The organism is Aquitalea denitrificans (genome assembly GCF_009856625.1).
GTDB lineage: Bacteria > Pseudomonadota > Gammaproteobacteria > Burkholderiales > Chromobacteriaceae > Aquitalea > Aquitalea denitrificans.
This window is the reverse complement of record NZ_CP047241.1, coordinates 2,746,360-2,765,479: the sequence shown is the minus strand read 5'-3', so window position 1 is coordinate 2,765,479 and position 19,120 is coordinate 2,746,360. Positions and strand designations below refer to the sequence as shown.

At 57.3% G+C, this 19,120-nt stretch carries 13 protein-coding genes; 10 read left to right on the top strand and 3 right to left on the bottom strand.

Features of this window, described 5'->3' with window-relative positions; translation table 11 throughout:
- The first annotated feature begins 106 nt into the window (after positions 1-106).
- Complete coding sequence (locus GSR16_RS12535) at positions 107-2,086, top strand: methyl-accepting chemotaxis protein (protein ID WP_159877875.1); 1,980 nt, start codon at positions 107-109, stop codon at positions 2,084-2,086.
- Positions 2,087-2,610: 524 nt separating this feature from the next.
- Positions 2,611-2,814, top strand: coding sequence for a cold-shock protein (locus tag GSR16_RS12530; RefSeq protein WP_159877873.1), 204 nt, complete (start codon positions 2,611-2,613; stop codon positions 2,812-2,814).
- A gap of 87 nt (positions 2,815-2,901) precedes the next feature.
- Here GSR16_RS12530 and GSR16_RS12525 read toward each other — a convergent pair whose 3' ends face one another.
- From GSR16_RS12525 to GSR16_RS12515, 3 genes are all read right to left on the bottom strand, one after another.
- Positions 2,902-3,081, bottom strand: a complete 180-nt coding sequence (locus GSR16_RS12525; RefSeq protein ID WP_159877871.1) for a hypothetical protein — start codon at positions 3,079-3,081, stop codon at positions 2,902-2,904.
- A 36-nt stretch (positions 3,082-3,117) separates the two neighbouring features.
- Positions 3,118-3,378: a translation initiation factor IF-1 gene (gene infA, locus GSR16_RS12520; RefSeq protein ID WP_159877869.1), complete on the bottom strand. Its 261-nt coding sequence runs from the start codon at positions 3,376-3,378 to the stop codon at positions 3,118-3,120.
- Positions 3,379-3,884: 506 nt separating this feature from the next.
- Positions 3,885-4,289: an Lrp/AsnC family transcriptional regulator gene (locus GSR16_RS12515; protein WP_240902480.1), complete on the bottom strand. Its 405-nt coding sequence runs from the start codon at positions 4,287-4,289 to the stop codon at positions 3,885-3,887.
- Positions 4,290-4,487: 198 nt separating this feature from the next.
- Between GSR16_RS12515 and GSR16_RS12510 the strand changes: the two genes are divergently transcribed.
- The 8 genes from GSR16_RS12510 (at position 4,488) to GSR16_RS12475 (ending at position 19,117) form a co-directional block, all read left to right on the top strand.
- Positions 4,488-5,519, top strand: a complete 1,032-nt coding sequence (locus tag GSR16_RS12510) for a histone deacetylase family protein (RefSeq protein ID WP_159877865.1) — start codon at positions 4,488-4,490, stop codon at positions 5,517-5,519.
- Positions 5,520-5,718: 199 nt separating this feature from the next.
- Positions 5,719-6,030: a Rossmann-fold NAD(P)-binding domain-containing protein gene (locus GSR16_RS12505; RefSeq protein WP_205677428.1), complete on the top strand. Its 312-nt coding sequence runs from the start codon at positions 5,719-5,721 to the stop codon at positions 6,028-6,030.
- A gap of 116 nt (positions 6,031-6,146) precedes the next feature.
- A complete protein-coding gene (locus tag GSR16_RS12500) occupies positions 6,147-6,623 on the top strand; it encodes a FecR family protein (protein ID WP_159877863.1) in 477 nt (158 codons plus the stop codon).
- Positions 6,620-7,210, top strand: coding sequence for an OmpA family protein (locus GSR16_RS12495; protein WP_159877861.1), 591 nt, complete (start codon positions 6,620-6,622; stop codon positions 7,208-7,210). The genes GSR16_RS12500 and GSR16_RS12495 overlap by 4 nt, the downstream gene beginning before the upstream one ends.
- A 50-nt stretch (positions 7,211-7,260) precedes the next feature.
- Complete coding sequence (locus GSR16_RS12490) at positions 7,261-10,362, top strand: CHASE2 domain-containing protein (RefSeq protein ID WP_159877859.1); 3,102 nt, start codon at positions 7,261-7,263, stop codon at positions 10,360-10,362.
- Positions 10,363-10,752: 390 nt separating this feature from the next.
- Entirely contained in the window at positions 10,753-16,779 is a 6,027-nt protein-coding gene (locus GSR16_RS12485; RefSeq protein ID WP_159877857.1) for a DUF4347 domain-containing protein, read from the top strand.
- 122 nt (positions 16,780-16,901) lie between these two features.
- Positions 16,902-18,359: a TolC family protein gene (locus tag GSR16_RS12480; RefSeq protein ID WP_240902478.1), complete on the top strand. Its 1,458-nt coding sequence runs from the start codon at positions 16,902-16,904 to the stop codon at positions 18,357-18,359.
- Positions 18,356-19,117 carry an efflux RND transporter periplasmic adaptor subunit gene (locus tag GSR16_RS12475; protein WP_159877836.1) on the top strand — a complete coding sequence of 254 codons (762 nt, stop codon included), beginning with the start codon at positions 18,356-18,358 and terminating at the stop codon, positions 19,115-19,117. Before GSR16_RS12480 ends, GSR16_RS12475 begins: the two co-directional genes overlap by 4 nt.
- Positions 19,118-19,120: the final 3 nt, after the last annotated feature.

Genomic DNA, 19,120 nt, shown 5'->3' with positions numbered 1-19,120 from the left:
TCTTGTCATGATTGGAAAATTGATGACAAACGTACGCAAAGGTTGCGGCGCTTGTTGCCTTGTTATTTTCCCAAATCAGCCCCTTATCGGAACAAGGTAGCAGCTTATGTTTTCCACAATCAGGAACCGTCTTGTCTTGTTGATACTGGTACCGCTTCTGGTGCTCAGCAGTTTTTCACTTATGCTGCTGTGGCAGAACTACAGCCAATATCAAAAAGCCCTGCATACCCGGAAGTTAATGGAGGTAGCCATTGCAACCGGCAATCTGATCCATTCCATTCAAATCGAAAGAGGGGCATCTGCTGGCTTCCTGCAATCGCATGGCAAGAACTTTGCTGAAAAAATGCCTGGCATTCGACAAACCACTGAAACCAGGTTGCAGGCTTACCAGTATGTGATAGCCAGTAATCATGAGTTGGCGGACAACGTGAACATCCGGAATGCCAATGCTGTGCTACAGCATCTGAGCGGGATGCGTGAGCAAATATCACGACAAAGCACCTTGCCTGCACAAAGCTCGGCTTATTTCACCCAGACCATTGCGACGCTCTTGAAGGGCATTTCGACTATCGGCCAGAGTAATGACCAAGCAGATATCGTGCGTCGTCTACAGGCGTATCTGGACCTGATCCAGGCCAAGGAAAATGCTGGACTCGAACGTGCGCTGTCGCTACCGGTATTCATTGCGGACAAGGTGGAGTGGCCGCAATACCGTGTGATCCTGGCAAAGATCGATAGTCAGGCAGAGTTGCTGCATCAGTTTGAAAGTGTTGCCCAGCCGGAAGAGGTGGCAGGGCTGAAGCGCGTGCTGGCAAGTGCGGAGTCCATGCGTGTGGAGCAGTTCCGCAGCGTGATGGAAAGCCGGCTTGCTCAGGGTGGGTTCAATGTGGCAGCTGATCAATGGTTTGACGCGATCACCAGCAAGATTAACGCGCTTTATGGTGTGGAACAGCAATTGACGGCCAGTATCGATGCGCAGACCCAGGCACAGGAAGACCAGGCATTGCGCAATCTGTGGATGGTGATTGTCATTGGTTTCACCACGGTACTGTTTAGCGCGGGAGTTGGCCTGTGGGTTGGGCGCAGCATTGGCCGCCCCTTGTTGCGCGTTGCCCGCTCCGTGGAGGAAACCGTAGAAACACGGGATCTGTCTTGCACCGTCAAGGCCGATGGCGTACTGGAAGCGCGGCAAATCGGCAGTGCCTTCAACAAGCTGCTGGAGGCTTTCTCACTGTTGATTCTGGATGTCCAGGGCTGTGGCCGGGACATGGGGTCGGTTGCGGAGCAACTGTCTTCCAGTAGCAATCAGGTCAAGCAGAGTGCTTCTGTGCAGTCGGAGGCAACAGCCTCGGTAGCTGCCGCAGTAGAGGAATCTGCTGTCAGCATGACAGAAATGGCCAGCAGCACCCGCTCGGTGATGGAGCAAGTGCAAACATCGCGGACCGAAACGGGCCAGGCGCTGACGGCCATGAAAGATACCGTGCAAAAGGTGAGTGAAATCGCCCGTCAGATTGAGGCCTCGGGTAAGGATATCCAACTGCTGAGCGCTAGCTCCCAACAGATAGGCGGGATTGTCGATGTCATCAGGGACATTGCCGATCAGACCAATCTGTTGGCGCTCAATGCCGCCATTGAAGCAGCACGTGCCGGAGAGATGGGGCGGGGTTTTGCCGTGGTCGCTGACGAGGTGCGCAATCTGGCTGCCCGCACCGGGACCGCCACTGAGGAAATCGCCGGACTAATCCTGGATGTGCAGAAACGAATCGATGCTTCGGTTGCCGGCATGGCTCAGGCGGATAAATTGTCACGACAGAGTCTGAGTTCGGTCAACTCCAGCGAACAAGGTTTGCAACTAGTCGATGAGGGTGCACGGCAAGTATTGCAGCGCATGCAGGGCATTGCCACCGCCATTGAGGAGCAGGACCAGGCCATGCAGGTGATTAGCCAGAATATCGAACAGATCGCACAAATGACCGAAGAAAACAGCATCGTTGCCGTACACAACAACACGCAGGCGGAGAAACTTGACCAGTTGGCCGGGCACTTGTCGACTACCATCAGTCAATATCGTATCGCCATGGCCTGACGGCACTTGTTTTCAGCATGGGTCACGACAAAAGCCTGATTGATTTCGGGCTTTTGTCTCCTGGGCGTTGTCCGACCAGCTCATGATCGACCGCCTGGCTGGTGGCAGATTGGCCGAAGCTGACTTTCACGAGTATCTGAAATCCCTATCCCCTTGTTTTGCAACACCAACGTTGTGCCATCCCGTACAGTGCCGACGCAGTTTTCTACTGCGGCTGTGGGGCCATTCAGGCAATGTGTATGAGCTTTACGACTTCAGTCAATTTTATATGAATTGAGATTAAATTGAGGGTGTTGCTATTCCCTGGTAAATACAGCATGCCGTAATTCTTTCTGTGTTCGTTTTCTGGAAGGCAAAAATGTATTGACCCGGATTGCTTTGTAGCGTAAAAAAGAAAAAGCAGGATTTTCAAGCGCCATACCTATCGATACCTCGTTGCCCTACAAGTGGGTCTTCCTTGTTTCTTTATTTATTCCTTGACTATCATGTTTTTCTGGAATTCAAACTGACACAAGGAGTACATTATGGAAACGGGTACCGTTAAATTTTTCAATGATGCAAAAGGTTTTGGCTTCATTACACCGGACAACGGTAGTGACGATCTTTTTGCTCATTTTTCCGAAATCCGTGCTGATGGTTTCAAGTCATTGCACGAAGGTCAGAAAGTCAGCTTTACCAGAGCAATGGGCCAGAAAGGCCCGGCAGCAACAGGCATTCAGCCACTTTAAGCCTTGCTGAAATGAAAAAGCCCCAAATGGGGCTTTTCATATTTGGACTACCTGAAAAATCCTGTCATAAGACAGGATTTTTTAATATCAAGAAGCGGTGATGTATGCATCACCCTGGTAACTTGCAGTCTCTATGCCAAACACGGAGCTGAAAGTAACCATAAACCGGCGGCCAATTTTCTTAATGGATACGACTTCAAGTGCAATAGTGAAATTGTCTACTTGCTGGGTGATGTAATCGCCTTGTTTTAATTCATTTATTTTCAATTAATTTCCTTGTGACCATATTTTCATGCTTGGTCTTTAGCGTCTTGGCCTTCTTTGAGGCTGATGTGCTGGCTTGGCAGTCGGGTGGCGGAAATTGATACGTCCTTTGGTTAGGTCGTAGGGTGACATTTCAACAGTGACCCGGTCGCCTTGCAGTACGCGGATGCGGTGTATCTTCATCTTGCCTGAACCGTACGCGAGAATTTCCACATTATTATCGAGCCGGACACGGTAACGTGATTCCGGCAGCATCTCGATGACAACGCCTTCGAGCTCAATCATGTCTTCTTTGGACATGGTGTTTCCAATCTGAAAAAGTAAGCTGTCACACCGGTAAAAATACGGTGTGGCATGAGGATTGGCTTCGTGGACCTGGGCGGAAATTGCTGTAGCGAAACGGCAGCAGTTAAGGCAAGGCAGGTGATAAGAACATCACCTTTGGGAAGAGGTGACAGAACGATAAACTTATCTCATTGATTTGTCAATAATTATTCCCAGCCAGTACCGGCAGGGACATAGGATGGCATGCACTCCCGCGTATTCGGCCTTGCCGCACATGGGCAGGGCTTGCAGGCACTCGGGATGCACGACCTCACAATCTGCAGTTGCACGAGCGGCGGATCGATGCTTCTGCTGGTGTAGGAATCAAAGCATAAGGTCAAGCTTATAAACACAAGACTGTTTGGTGGACCTGACTATATGCAACACATTGTATCGTCACGCACAATCCTGGCTGGTGTGTTGCTGGCCTTAGCGCTTGTCCTGCCTTTGCTGCTTGGCCGACTTGGCGGTTGCGCCGCTGGTCAGATATCCAGAGGTAGCCGTGAATTGAACTTTATTTCCTTCAGTGCCAGGTTCGAATGGATTGAGCTGATTCCGGGGATGGCCCGCAGCGCTTCGATAAAATTGCTGTAATCGTCCAGGTCATGAGCCAGTACTACCAGCAGGTAGTCCGCTTCGCCGGTGATTTTGTGACAGGACAGCACCTGTACATGGTCCTGAATGAGTGCTTCGAACCGGTTGGGCTGTTTGTCACCAACATTGCCAAAGCTCAGGCTGACAAAAGCCATGACGTCCAGTCCCAACTTGCGCCGGTCCAGATTAGCCTGATAGCCCAGGATATAGCCTTCTTCTTCCAATCGCTTAAGTCGTCGCCAGCAGGGCGTTACGCTCAGTGACAGCTGCTCAGCCAGCTTTGGAGTGGACATCGCGCCATCGCTCTGCAGATGTTTCAGGATGGTTAGATCTACAGCATCTAATGCTGCTATTGGTCTGTTCTTCTTCATATTTTGGTAAAAAGTGATTTTTCTTTTCTTATGTTGCCTAATTTTCGACAAGAAAAGCAAAAAAATTACTTACGCCAATCTGCATAATTTGCATCAGGACAACCGCCATGTGATGTCAAGATGCTTACATTCCACAACCCCGATCATCATCTGCACCATGCTTCCGAACTCAAGGATGGCAAGGTGTCTCCCTGTTTTGAACTCCCCCATCGCGCAGACACCATACTCGCCCGCGTACGTCAGACCGGCTTGGGTGGAATTGCCTTGCCTGCCTACTACGTCAACGAACGCTATGCCCGGGTTCATAGTGAGCGGTATGTACATTTCCTGGAAACGGCCTGGCAGGAGTGGACCGCACTGGGTCATCGGCACGATGCCTTGCCTCTGGTCTGGCCGGTACGTGATTTGCGCAGTGATATAGAGCCTGAGCATATCGACGGCAAGCTGGGTTTTTATGCCATGGATGCCGGTGTCGCCATTACTGCGGGGACTTGGCAGGCAGTACGTCGCAGTGCCGATACCGCGCTAAATGGCATGGACCACCTGCTTCAGGGCAATGGCAGTGCATTTGCACTCTGCCGCCCACCCGGCCATCACGCTGCTGCTGAATACATGGGGGGCTACTGTTACCTCAACAACGCCGCGATTGCTGCTCAATCCTGCCTGGATCAGGGGGGGAGGCGGGTGGCCATTCTGGATGTGGATTTCCATCACGGAAACGGTACGCAGAGCATTTTCTACGATCGCCCAGACGTGCTCTTTGTTTCATTGCACGGCGACCCGCGTTGCTCCTATCCCTATTTTTCAGGACACCGTGATGAGACCGGCACAGGCGCAGGCCAGGGTTTCAACCTGAATTACCCCTTACCGCACGGTACTGATTGGGAAAGCTATGCGGTATCACTAAGTCATGCATGCCAGCGCATTCGCGCTTACCAGCCTGATGCGCTCGTGATTTCCCTCGGGGTAGATACCTTTGAAAACGACCCGATCAGTCACTTTCGGCTGACAAGCCAGGACTATTTCAAGATGGGGGCGGCTATTGCTTCCATCGGAGCGCCGACGCTGTTTGTGATGGAAGGTGGGTATATGGTCGATGAAATTGGCATCAACGCGGTCAATGTGCTGCAAGGTTTCGAAGGAGAAAAATGAATGAGTGTTCGTACATCCGAACTCACGGCTCCAAGAATCTGGCAAGCCAATTTCAGACGCGCTATTCGATATTGCTGACATTCGCACCCTCCTGAGTCGGACAGGCATGGAAAACGTATTGCTGGAGCTGGTGGCAGACATCGAATCAGCTTATCGCCGCGGGCAAGATTTTCAGAAGTAGGCCCGTGTAGCCAATCACTTGCAGGAAGGCGCCATTGAGCTGATGCCGGTGTCTGACAGCCAGTTGTATGGCTTCAGGTATGTAAACGACCATCCTGGCAACACCTTCCGGAACATGCTGACGGTGATGGCATTTGGTGCTCTTGCTGATGTCGCAAGTGGTTTTTCTTGGCGGCTGAGTGAATTCACCATCGTCACGGCCTTGCGTACGGCGGCTACTTCAACCTGGGTTGCCGGTTCTGCCGACCCCAAGCGCCCGATAACTGATAATCCGGGAAGGCTGTGCAGGGCAAAACAACAGACATTAAAGTATCTGGCAAATCAGTCGTAATTCAGCCATAAAACTATTTAGCAAACTAGTGGGACCGCCAAGGTTTTTTTACCGTGCGAGACATGCCGTAAAAAGTAGACATGGGGTTAGTCAGTCTAGGGATCGGGGGCAAGCAGATGAAATGGAAAGAGCATGGCAGTATGCGGGCCGGCTGGCTGTGCTGGTTCTTCCTGTTGCTGGCACCGATGGCGATGGCGGAGGAGGCGGGTATCGGTACCATCAAGACGGTAAGCGGCAATGTGCAGGTCAAGCGCGGCACACAGATTGTGCCGGCGCAGCCCGGGCTGACACTGCAAGAGGCCGACCTGGTGCAGACCGGGGCTGCGAGCGCGGTGGGTATCATATTGCGCGACAAAACAATGCTGTCTGCAGGGGCGATGTCGGTGTTGCAACTCGATAAATTCAACTTCGACAACAAAACGCAGCAGGGAGCGCTGCAGGCCACGCTGAGGAAAGGCCGACTGGGAGTGATTTCCGGTGCTATTGCCAAGCATTCGCCCGAGGCGGTGCAGTTTCGCACCTCGACCATGACCCTGGGTGTGCGCGGCACCGAATTTATCATCGAAGCACAGGACCGGGGGGATACGCCATGAATGGGGTAATCCTGGTAGTGCTGACGGGCATAGCGGCCTTGGTATATCAGCCGACTTCGGATCGAGTGGTACTGTTGCCGGCACCGGATGGCAGCGTGGGCAAGGTGATTGTTCGTGCTGCCGGTGAAGAGAAGGAAATCGCACAGGCCTACGGCACGGCGGCGGTCAAGCCCGGTGGCAGCGTGCAAAGCGGTAGCGAAACCGAGGCCGAGGTTGCTACCCATTATGCTGACGTACTGAAGGCGCAACCCCGACGCCCCGCCAGCTACCTGCTGTATTTCCAGAACGATAGCGACCAACTGACTGCTGCATCAGAGGCCACGCTATCGGCACTGAAGCAGGATGTGGCCAGCCGACCGGTGCCGGAAATCCTGGTGATCGGCCATACCGACCTGGTGGGCAGCAGCGAGTACAACGACACGCTGTCGCTGCAGCGGGCGCAGGTGATTGCCGGCATGCTGCAGCAGCTTGGAGTACAGCCCCGGTCGCTGGAGGTGACCGGCCGCGGCATGCGCGACCCGCTGGTGCCGACAGCCAGTGGCGTGGAGGAGCCGCGCAATCGCCGGGTGGAGGTCTCGGTGCGTTGACCCGTGGCCGATGCCCGTCACCGGCCGGCTGAGCTGACAAGTGGGGTGTCATGTCTTTTCCCTTGCGTTCACAAAACATGCTGCGTCGCCTGCTGGTAGGGGGGCGTGGGCGGCCGATGGCTGCCTTGCTGCTGGCGATGCTGTTGCTGTTGCAGCTTGCAACCCAGCTGCCGTCCGTCTGGCTTCAGCAACTGCCGCCTCAGCTTGCGGCAGGGCTGGCTGTAGCGGGTGCACCGCTGGAGGGAGCCCGTAGCTGGCTGTTCGACAGCTTCCAGAAGCTAATGCCGCGCAAGGTACATAGCCAGCCGGTGACCATTGTCGCCATCGACGAGAAAAGCCTGCGGCAAGTGGGGCAATGGCCATGGCCGCGTGACAGGCTGGCAGCATTGATCGGCAGCATCCAACAGCGCCAGCCGGCGGTGTTGGGGCTGGACATCTATATGCCGGAGGCGGATCAAAGCTCACCGGATCTGCTGGCGGCACGCCTGCCCGCCAGTCAGCAGGCGCTGGCAGGCCAGTTGCGTGCCCTGCCCAGCAATGACCGTTTGCTCGCCCAGGCGCTGGCGGCAGCACCAACGGTGCTGGGCGCTGCCGGTTTCGATTTTCGGGCCTACACCACCACCAGCGGCATGCGCAGCGTGCCGGTACGGGTGATGGGGGATGACCCGCGTCCCTTCGTGCATCACTATCCGCAGGTGCTGGCCAGCCTGCCGCAGCTGCAGGCCGCAGCCAGCGGCCAGGCATTGCTGAGCGTGGACGCGCAGAGTGGCGGTGTGCGGCGTATCGCCATGATCGCCACGGTAGACGAGCAACTGGTGCCGGGGCTGGCACTGGAAATGTTCCGCGTCGGCACCGGTGACGATGCGATCCGGGTGACTACCAACGCACACGGCGTGGCATCAGTGCGGGTGGCCGAACTGGATGTGCCCACCCAGAGCAATGGCGACATCTACCTGCACTTTGCCCGCCAGGCGGACGGTATGGCGCGCTACGTTTCGGCGGTGGATGTAATGCAGGGCCGGGCGGATGCCTCGATGCTGGCCGGCAAGCTGGTGTTGGTGGGGCTGACCGGCTCCGGACTCAACGATATGCGCTACACCGCACTGCAGGAGCTGGTGCCGGGCATCGAGATCCAGGCACAAGTGATGGAGGCGCTGTACGACGGTGCCTTCCTGCAGCGACCTTGGTGGTTTCTGTGGGCAGAGCTGGCAGCAGGACTGCTGTTGGGTATCAATCTGCTATGGCACATACCGCGTGGTGATAGCGGCCCGGCTCGCTGGCTCAGGCAGCGGCCACAGCGTGCGGTGTGGCTGAGCCTGGTGCTGGTGCTGCTGGCCTATGCGCTGGGGCTGGCGCTGTTCCAGTATCGCGGCCTGTTGCTGGATGTCAGCGCCATCGTGATCGAGCTGCTGCTGCTGTTGGCGGTGCTGTTGGGTAGCAGCATCCTGGCCAGCCTGACCGATGCCCGTATCAAGCTGGCGGGTCTGGTGGAAAGCGGCCTGGCGCTGGGGCGGCTGCAGCAGCGTGACCTACTGTTGCAAACCACGCTGCAAGCGGCATGCGACATGGCCTATTGTGAAGGCGCGGCGGTGCTGCTGCTGGGTGACGACAACATCTTGCGCTACGTGCTGCATACCTATCCGGGTGCGCTGCCGGCAGACACCCGCTGGCAGAACAGCCTGCCGGGACAGGTGCTGACCAGCGGCAAATCGTGCCAGGTTACCGGGCTGGCCGCCAGTGATGACAAGCTGGAGGCCAATACTTACGAGTTGCTGCGGCAGATTGGCATCGAGGCGGACTCGCTGCTGGTACTACCGATGAAAGCACACAAAAACGCCGTGGTCGGGGTGATGCTGCTGTGCAATGCCCGCGACGACTACAGCAAGGCGCAGATTCCCTTCGACCCCAAACTGCTTCCCTTCATGGAAGCGCTGGCTGCGCAGGCGGCAGTGGCGATGGAAAACCTGGCACTGGCAGAAGCACAGAAGGCGCTGATGGAGGCGATGATCCGCGTCCTGGCCGGTGCCATCGACGCCAAGAGTCCGTATACCGGTGGCCACTGCGAGCGAGTGCCGGAGCTGGCTTTCATGCTGGCCGAGGCCGCCTGTGCAGCAGAGCAGGGGCCGCTGGCCGATTTTTCCTTCCGCAACGAGGACGAGTGGCGCGAGTTCCGCATCGGTGCCTGGCTGCACGACTGCGGTAAGGTTACCACCCCGGAATACGTGGTGGACAAGGCCACCAAGCTGGAAACCATCTACAACCGCCTGCACGAGGTGCGTACCCGCTTCGAGGTGCTGCTGCGTGACGCGCGCATCGCCAGGCTGGAGGCCATTTACCTGCACGGCGCAGACCCGGTGCTGGAGGATGCAAGCTTGGCCGCACGCGAGGCCGAGCTGCAGGACGACTTCGCCTTTGTGGCAAGCTGCAACCTGGGTGGTGAATTCATGGCACCGGAGCGCATCGAGCGCTTGCAGCATATTGCCGCACAAAGCTGGTGGCGCCATTTCGACGACCGGCTGGGGCTGTCGCAGGAGGAGGAGATGCGTTGCGCCAGCATGGCAGCAGCGCCGTTGCCCGCCAAGGAACAGCTGCTGGCCGACAAGGTGCAGCACCTGTTCGAGCGCCCGCCCAGCAAGGCGCTGGACTCGAAATACGGCTTCCGTCTGCAGGTGCCGCATTATCTGTACAACCAGGGCGAACTTTACAATCTCAGCATTGGGCGCGGCACGCTGACCGAGGAAGAGCGTTTCAAGATCAACGAGCACATTATCCAGACCATCGTGATGCTGGATCAGATGCCACTGCCCAAGTCGCTGCACCGGGTACCGGAATACGCCGGCACCCACCACGAAACGCTGACCGGCAGCGGCTACCCGCGCAAATTGACTGCCGACGTGCTGTCGATACCGGCGCGCATCATGGCCATTGCCGACATCTTCGAGGCGCTGACTGCCTCCGACCGGCCGTACAAGCGCGGCAAGACCTTGTCCGAGTCGGTCGCCATCCTGTACCGCTTCAAGCAGGACAAGCACATCGACCCGGTACTGTTCGACCTGTTCCTCACCTCTGGTATTTACCGCCGTTACGGTGAGCGCTACCTGCGCCCGGCGCAGCTGGATGAAGTGGATATAAGCCGCTATCTGGGGTATTGAAGCAGCGGGATTTCTCTTGGTTTGTTCATTTTTACTTATTTCTGTTTTCTCTACAGGTGAATGCCTGCCATTTCTTCGTCAGTTAACGCCAGGATGCTGGCTGTTCTTCTTGTTTCCAGCCCGGCTTCCCCAATCGGCGACATTAGGTTTTGGCAAGCGTTTGCCAGCCAATTGACGTGCGAATTGAAAGTCATATTAGGTATTTTTACAAGTAAAAATCCGTTAGGAAAATTCAATTTCGTACATTATGCTTTTTGTATTAATGCGCAAAAAATGGCGAGTTGCATCGCTGTTTTTTCTTCTATCTTGGTCTTTGCCTTCCTTTCTGTACTCAGAGTGCGGTCGGAGCGGATCGGGATACCAAGCTAGAAATAAATCCGGGAGAGCAAGATGGGTTGGTGGAAATCAGCGCAGCACGCGAAAGCCAGCGATAAAAAAAACAATGAATCCAAACCCTCCCGCGTGCTCTTGCAGGCGCTGGAACCACGTTTGATGTTCGATGGGGCTGCAGCGTCCACGGTGGCGGCTGTGGCACATGTGGACATACCACACCCCGCCGAACGCAGCTTGCCTGAATCACCGAGCCCGGATAGCCCGCATCCTGGCAACGATCGTTCCACAGAGAAAATGCCCGCGCTGCTGGAGGCGGCGCAGGCGGCCAAGCAAGTCGTATTCATTGAGTCCAATGTCAGCAATTACCAAAGCCTGATCGCCCAACTGCCTGCGGGCATGGAAGTGGTCATTCTGGATGCCAGCAAAGACGGCTTGAGCCAGATTGCCACCTGGGCAGCAACCCATCATGGCTATGCCGCGATTCATATTATTTCGCATGGTGAGAGTGCTGATCTGATGCTGGGCAGCAATGAGCTGACCACCGCCAAGCTGGATAGCCGTCAGGCAGACCTGAACACCATAGGCCAATCCCTGCGCTCCGGGGGAGATATCCTGCTGTATGGCTGCGACATCGCAGCCGGCAGCGGCGGCGCCGCCTTTGTCAGCGCCTTGTCGCGCTATACCCACGCCGATGTGGCGGCTTCCACCGATGCCACCGGCGCGGCAAGACTGGGCGGCGACTGGACGCTGGAGCGCAGCAGCGGCCATATCGACGTGGACGCGCTGCATTTCAGCTACGACGCGCTGCTGGCGCGGCCCACGACGGGCACTACCGATTTCACCGCCTCGGATGGCAACTCGTACAACCCTTCAGGTAGCGTGGTCAATGCCAGCCCTGTCCAAGGCTGGGATTTCTCGCTGCAACTGGGCTCCACCAATAACGGTGGCCAGACGATTATTGTCGAAAAACCCGGATCGGTGACCACGGAAACGGTGGACGGCTACAGCGACGGCACCATCCCCATCTCTTATTTCAGCGTCAAGTCCAACGACAACAGCCGCTTCACGCTGAATTCCATCGGCGTGGTGCTGAACGGCTACGATTCCGGCACCGCCGGCGGCAATTTGCAGTTGGTCGGCTATATCAACGGCGTGGCGGTCAGCGGCGCGACGCTGACGCTGAATGTGGGCGACGCCTTGCAGGGCAGCGGCGGCCTGGTGACCTTCACGGTGTCCGGCAACAGCGCTTTTCAGGGCATCGATTCCTTCCGGGTGCTGGCGGCTAACGGCCATACGGTGACCGGCATGATAGGCATCGGTGCCATCAATGCCATTAATTTCGGTTTTGCGCCGACGCTGACCACCAGTGGCGGCTCCAGCGCCTACAGCAGCGGCAACGGCAGCGCGGTGACGGTGGACAGCGGCATCACGCTGTCCGACTCCGACAGCAGCACCCAGGCCAGTGCCACCGTATCTGTCACCGGCAACTTCCACAGCGGCGAGGACGTGCTGGCTTTTACCAACAACGGCAGCACCATGGGCAATATCAGCGCCAGCTACAACAGCGGCACCGGGGTGCTGACGCTGACGTCCAGCGGGGCGACGGCGACGCTGGCGCAATGGCAGGCGGCCTTGCGCGCAGTGACCTATTCCGACAGTTCGCTGACCCCGAACACCAGCAGCCGCACCATCAGCTTCCAGATCAACGACGGTGCGATCAACAGCAGTGCGGTGACCAAGACGGTGACGGTAGCTGCGGACTCAGCGCCGGTGATAAGCAACCTTAACGGCGACAATCCCACATTTACCGAAAAAGGCGGTGCGGTGAAGCTGGATGTGGGCACTGCGGTGACGGTGACGGACAGCGACACCTCCAATTTCAACAGCGGCAATCTGACCGTACATATCTCCGCCAATGGTCAAAGCGGGCAGGATGTGCTGGGCGTGGATACCAGCGGCACAGTGTCCTTATCCAGCGGCACCAGCGTGGGCAGCGTGGTGACGGTGGGCGGGGTATCCATCGGCGTGATCGCCAGTAATGGCGACGGCGTCAGTGGCCATGATCTGATTGTCACGTTCAACAGCAACGCCACCGCGTCGCGGGTGAGCACGCTGGTGGCGGCGCTGACTTACAACAACACCAGCAATGATCCCAATACCGCCACCCGTACCGTCAATGTCAGCGTCAACGATGGCCGCGGCGGCACCGGGTCCAGCAATGTGACGGTGGCGGTGGCGGCGGTCAATGACGCGCCCACCGGCAGTGCCAGCGCCAGTAACCCCACCTTCGCCATGGGCGGTTCCGCGGTGACGGTGTTCAGTGGAGCCAGCATCAGTGCGGTGGAGTCCAGCCAGAACATCATTTTTCTGACATTGACCGTATCCGGTCTGCATGACGGTAGTAGCGAAATCCTGTCCATCGATGGCAGCAATGTGGCGCTGACCAACGGCAACTCAGTTACCACCAGTGGTAACGGTCTGGGCATCACCGTGTCGCTTAGCAGCGGCACCGCCACCGTATCCATCAGTAGCAGCGGCATTTCCTCCAGCACTGCGGCCAGCGTGATCAACGGCATCAGCTACAGTGATAGCAGCGGCAGCCCCACCGCCGGCAACCGCGTGGTGACGCTGACCAGCGTCCACGATAATGGTGGCACCAGCAACGGCGGCGTGGACACCACCACGCTGGCCGTGGCCTCCACCGTCAATGTGGCGGTGGTGCCGGTGGTGACCCCCAGCGGCGGCAGCGCAGCCTTTACTGCCGGTGACAACACCGCATCAACGCCAGTGGCGGTGGACGGCAATATTAGCGTGACCGACAACGCCAGCAGCACGCTGGTCAGTGGCACGGTATCCATCACCGGTAACTTCCACAGTGGCGAGGACGTGCTGGCTTTTACCAACGATGGCAGCAGCATGGGCAATATCGTTGCCAGCTACAACGCAGGCACCGGGGTGCTGACGCTGAGCTCCAGCGGTGGTAGTGCCACCTTGGCGCAATGGCAGGCTGCTTTACGCGCGGTGACCTACACCGATACCGCAGTGACGCCCAACTCAGCCTCCCGTACGGTCAGCTTCCAGGTGAACGATGGCAGCTCCAGCAGTGGTGTGGCCACGCGCACGGTGACGGTAGCTGCCACCGATCAGACGCCCATCGCCACCGCCAGCGGCGGCAGTGCAGCGTTCACCGCGGGTGACAATACCGTGTCAACGCCAGTAGCCGTGGATTCGGGCTTTACGGTCAGTGATCTGGACAACACCACATTGGCCAGCGGCACAGTGTCGATTACGGGCAATTTCCATAGCGGCGAAGATGTGCTGAGCTTTACCAATACCAGCGCGGTTACTTATGGCAACATTGTCGCCAGCTATAACAGCGGCACCGGGGTGCTGACGTTGACATCTAGCGGCGCAACGGCAAGCCTCGCCCAGTGGCAGGCAGCCATGCGCGCGGTGAAGTACACCGATAGCGCGGTCACGCCCAACACCGCCACTCGCACCATCAGTTTCAGTGTCAACGACGGCAGCAAGAGCAGTGCGGCGACAACCAGGACGGTAACGGTAACCAGCACAGATCAAACACCCATCGTTTCCGCCAGTGGCGGCAGCGTAGCATTCACCGCCGGTGATAATGTCACCTCGACACCGGTGGCGGTAGACAGTGGCATTACCGTATCAGACCTGGACAACACCACGCTGGCATCTGCCACGGTATCCATCTCCGGCAATTTTCATAGCAGTGAAGATGTACTGGCCTTCACCAATAATGGCAGTACCATGGGCAATATTGCCGCCAGCTACAACAGCGGCACCGGCGTACTGACGCTGACGTCCAGCGGTGCTACGGCCACGCTGGCGCAGTGGCAAGCTGCTTTGCGCGCCGTAACTTATACCGACAGCGCCATCACACCCAACAACGCCACGCGTACCATCAGTTTCAGTATTAACGATGGTAGCAAGGACAGTGCTGTGGCGACGCGGTCGGTAACGGTGTCGGCTACAGATCAAACGCCCATTGTCACCACGACAAGCAGCAACGGCAGCTACACACTCAGCAGCACGCCGACCCCGGTGGCGGTAGACAGCGGCATTACTGTATCGGACCTGGACAACACCACACTGGCATCCGCCATGGTATCCATCTCCGGCAATTTCCATAGTAGTGAAGATGTGTTGGCCTTCACCAATAATGGCAGCACGATGGGCAACATTACCGCCAGCTACAATAGCGGCACCGGCGTACTGACGCTGACTTCCAGCGGCGCAACGGCCACATTGGCGCAATGGCAGGCTGCACTCCAGTCGGTGACTTACAATGACACCTCGAGCACCGCCAGTACCGCCAGTACCGCCACCCGCACCATCAGTTTCGTAGTCAGTGACGGAACGACAAACAGTACTGTCGCAACCCGCAGCATAGCCATCCAGCTGCCGGCCCCAACTGTCAGCGGTTTGACCACTGCAACCGATACGGGTAGCAGCCACACGGACGGCATTACCGGCAACAACACCCCCACCGTAACCGGTACCGCACTGGCCAGCAGCACGGTGACGGTATACGTCGATGGCGTCAGCGTTGGCACTACCACGGCTGATGGCAGCGGTGCCTGGAGCTACAATTTGGCCTCCAGCCTGGTCGATGGCAGTCATGCCATTACCGCGATGGCGAGCAGTGGCGGGGTGAACAGCAACGTGTCCTCCAGTTATTCCATCGCGATTGACACCAGTGCCCCCAGTGCGCCGACCAGCCTGGCGCTGACCACGGCAACCGATACCGGCAGCAGCCATAGTGATGGCATTACCAACAACAATACCCCCACCGTACAAGGCAGTGCCGAGGCCAATAGCACGGTGACGGTATACGTTGATGGCACCGCGGTAGGCACAGCTACCGCCAGTGGCAGCGGGGCGTGGAGCTACACGTTGCCTTCTGCACTGGCTGACGGCAGCCACAGCATCCGTGCCATTGCAACCGATACTGCTGGTAATGCCGGCGCGTTGGCTACGGCATACAACATCACGGTGGATACCGCGGCACCACAGGTTCAATCGATAACACAGCTGGATCCTGCTTCAACCAGTTCCAGCAGCGCCCGCTATGATGTTGTATTCAACAAGGCAATCAGTGGCCTGACTGCAGATGCATTCAGCCTGATAAGCAGCGGCAGTGCTCATGGCGTGATCGCCTCGGTTACGGCCATAAGCGATAGCCACTACATCGTAATCCTTGCCAGCCTGGGAGGAGATGGTTCATTGGCACTGGCAGTCAGGCAGAATGGTGCCAGTGATGTGGCGGGCAATAGCAATGGCCAGCAGTTTGTCGCACAGGCTTATCAACTGCTTGCACCGGTGGTGATCTCTCCTTCGGTACCCAGCCCGGCACCGGTTACCGTGCCGGACAGTACTGCCACCATCATCAATGTTGGCACCATCACGCCGAATATCGTGCTGGCTGCGGTCAGCGGTACCGGCCATCCAGTCAGTACGGGAAGTGTGATGCCGGCAATCACAGGCGATCCGGGCATTGTTGGGCAAACAGCAGGCCAGATCCAGTTTGGTCAGGACCACTTTGTCCCGTCGTCGCTTGAGCCCTTTGGCACCAGTCATGCCAATCCGTCCTTTGTTTCAAATCTGACAGGCAGCACCGGCCCCGCTTTGCAGGTGATGCCGGACCTGGGTACCCAGCAGCTGCAAGCCGGACAAGGCTTCACTTTCAACTTGCCGCACAGTACGGTGATCACGCAGGGCTCGGACATCGTGCTGAATGTCCAGGTCCGCCAGAGTAATGGTCAGCCACTGCCAGCCTGGCTGAAATTTGATCCGCAGACCGGGCGTTTTAGCGGCACACCACCTGCCGGCTGGGACAAGTCTTTGTCTCTGGAGATTACCTTCCGTGATCAGCACGGCCATCGTGGCGTGAGTCATATCAAGTTGCAAACTCGCCAGGGACAGCAAGCGGCTACGGTGAGCGACAAAGTGGCAATGGCCGGCAAACCTGCCTTGCATGAGCAGTTCCGCCAGCACGGCAAGTTGTCTTTTGACGAGCAGGTGGCTGAATGGCTGCAGCAGGAAAATATAGTCTGAAACGTCCAGGACGGACGTAAATCAACAATGTGCAATTCAAGCAGCAGTTTTAGGGGGACACTATGACTCGACCGACCAAACGGCATGCATCCCGGGCTTTTCCGGTTCTGGCAACGCTTACCATGCTGGCCTTGACAGGTTGCGCCGTCAGCCCGGCACCAATGAGCCTGGGTGACAGACAAGCCACACTGCAGGCAGACCGCCAGAACATGTTTGGCCATCAAGAGCCGCTGAGCGGGCCTGTCAGCTTGCAAGAAGCCATGGCGCGTGCACTGAAGTACAACCTGGACTACCGGGTCAAGTTGATGGAAGAGGCCATGGCGCAGCGCCAGCTGGATTTGTCCAGCCTGGACATGCTGCCCAAGCTGGCTGTGGCTGCTGGCTACACTGCCCGCAACAAGGATAATGCGTCCTCATCGCAAAATGTTGTCACCGGCGAACAATCCCTGGTGCCGTCTATTTCCTCCGAAAAGCGTAGCAGTACGGCAGATCTCAGTCTTAGCTGGAATGTGCTGGACTTTGGCGTCAGCTATTACACCGCGCAGCAACAGTCTGATCGCGTGCTGATCCTGCAACAGCGCAAGCGCAAAGTTGCACAGCAGTTGATACAGCAAGTCCGTGAAGCATGGTGGCAAGCGGTAGGTGCGCAGCAGCTGGAAGATCGCATTGATACATTGCTGGCCGAAACCAACCGTGCCCTTGAAGATGCACGCCAGGTGGAGAAACTCAAATTACGCGCTCCACTGGAAATGCTGAACTACCGTCGCCAGCTGCTGGATGTCATTCGCCAGATGGGCATGGTTCGCAACGCGCTGGCCCAGGCCAAGCCAAGACTGGCCTCCATCATGAATGTCCCGCCGGGTACCGATTTCAAAGTGGCCGTTCCCAAAGACCTGCCCAGTCCGGAATTGGGCATCAAGCTTGAGCAGATGGAAGAAATGGCGCTGCTTGGCCGCCCCGAGCTGAATGAAGCACGCTACAACGAGCGTATCAATGTCATCGAAACCCGCAAGGCTATTGCCAAGCTGCTGCCGGGTCTGGAATTCAGCGTTGGTCAGCACTACGACAGCAACAAATTCCTGGTCCACAATTCCTGGAGTGATGCCGGTTTGCGTGTCAGCTGGAACCTGTTGAACCTGTTCAGCGCCGGGCCCATCACCAAGGCAGCCGATGCCCAGTTGCAAGTAGCCCAGGCTCAGCGCATGGCCCTGAACATGGCGGTACTCACCCAGGTGCACGTGGCCTACCTGGACTTGCAGGGCAAGTCCCGTCAGTTTGCTCAGGAACAAGAGCTAAACGATGTTGAGCAACGCATCTATCAGCAAAACCGCAATGCCACCGATAGTGGAGTGCAAGGCCGCTTGCCTGCGATTCTGGCTGATGCCAACGCGGTATTCTCCACCTTGCGCCTGTATCAGAGTTACGGTGACCTGCAAAACGCCTATGGCCAAATGGCCTCCAGCCTGGGCCTGGATGCATTGCCGGAAAGAACCAGCAGTTATGAACTGCCTGCCTTGACCGCCGCTTTCCAAGGGGTGGAAACACACTGGCAAAGCCAGGTTTCCGGGAGCAAGCAATGACACGGGCGGCAAGCCATGCTTTGGCTTGCTTGCTGATTTCGGCAAGCACTCTGGCGGCAACGCCACCATCCAAGCCACTGGTCACGCCAGCGGGCAATATCAGTGACGGTCGTATTCGCGTGCAGTTGATTGCACGCAACGCCGTTACCTTGTCTGGCGAAATAGCAGCCAAGATTGCGGCCCTGCCCGTACCAGAGGGCGGTAGCTTCAGCAAGGGCCAGGCATTGGTGCAATTTGACTGCGGCAGTTATCGGGCCCAGCTGCATAAGGCCCAGGCCTCGCTGGAAGCAGCCACCCAACTGCTCAAGGTCAACAACCAGTTGGCCAAACTTAACTCGGCAGGTGCGCTGGACATTGCCCAGGCAGAGGGAAAAGCCAAGGAAGCCGCTGCCGACACCAGCTATATGCAAACCCTGGTGGGCAAATGCGTTATCAATGCGCCGTTCAGTGGCAGGGTGGCACGCCGCATTGCAGCCGTACACCAGTATGTCAGCCCGGGCAACCCGGTACTGGATATCGTCGATTCCGGTGCCCTGGAGCTGCGCATGCTACTCCCTTCCAAATGGCTGACCACTCTCAAGCCCGGCAAGAAATTTACCGTGAGTGTGGACGAGCTGGGCAGCAGTTTCCCTGCCCGGATTGAACGACTGGGAGCGCAAATCGACCCGGTAAGCCAGTCCATTCTTGCAATAGGCGTCATCGAGGGCAATGGGTCCAGCCTGCTGCCAGGGATGAGTGGCTGGGCCAGCTTCAAGTAGGAC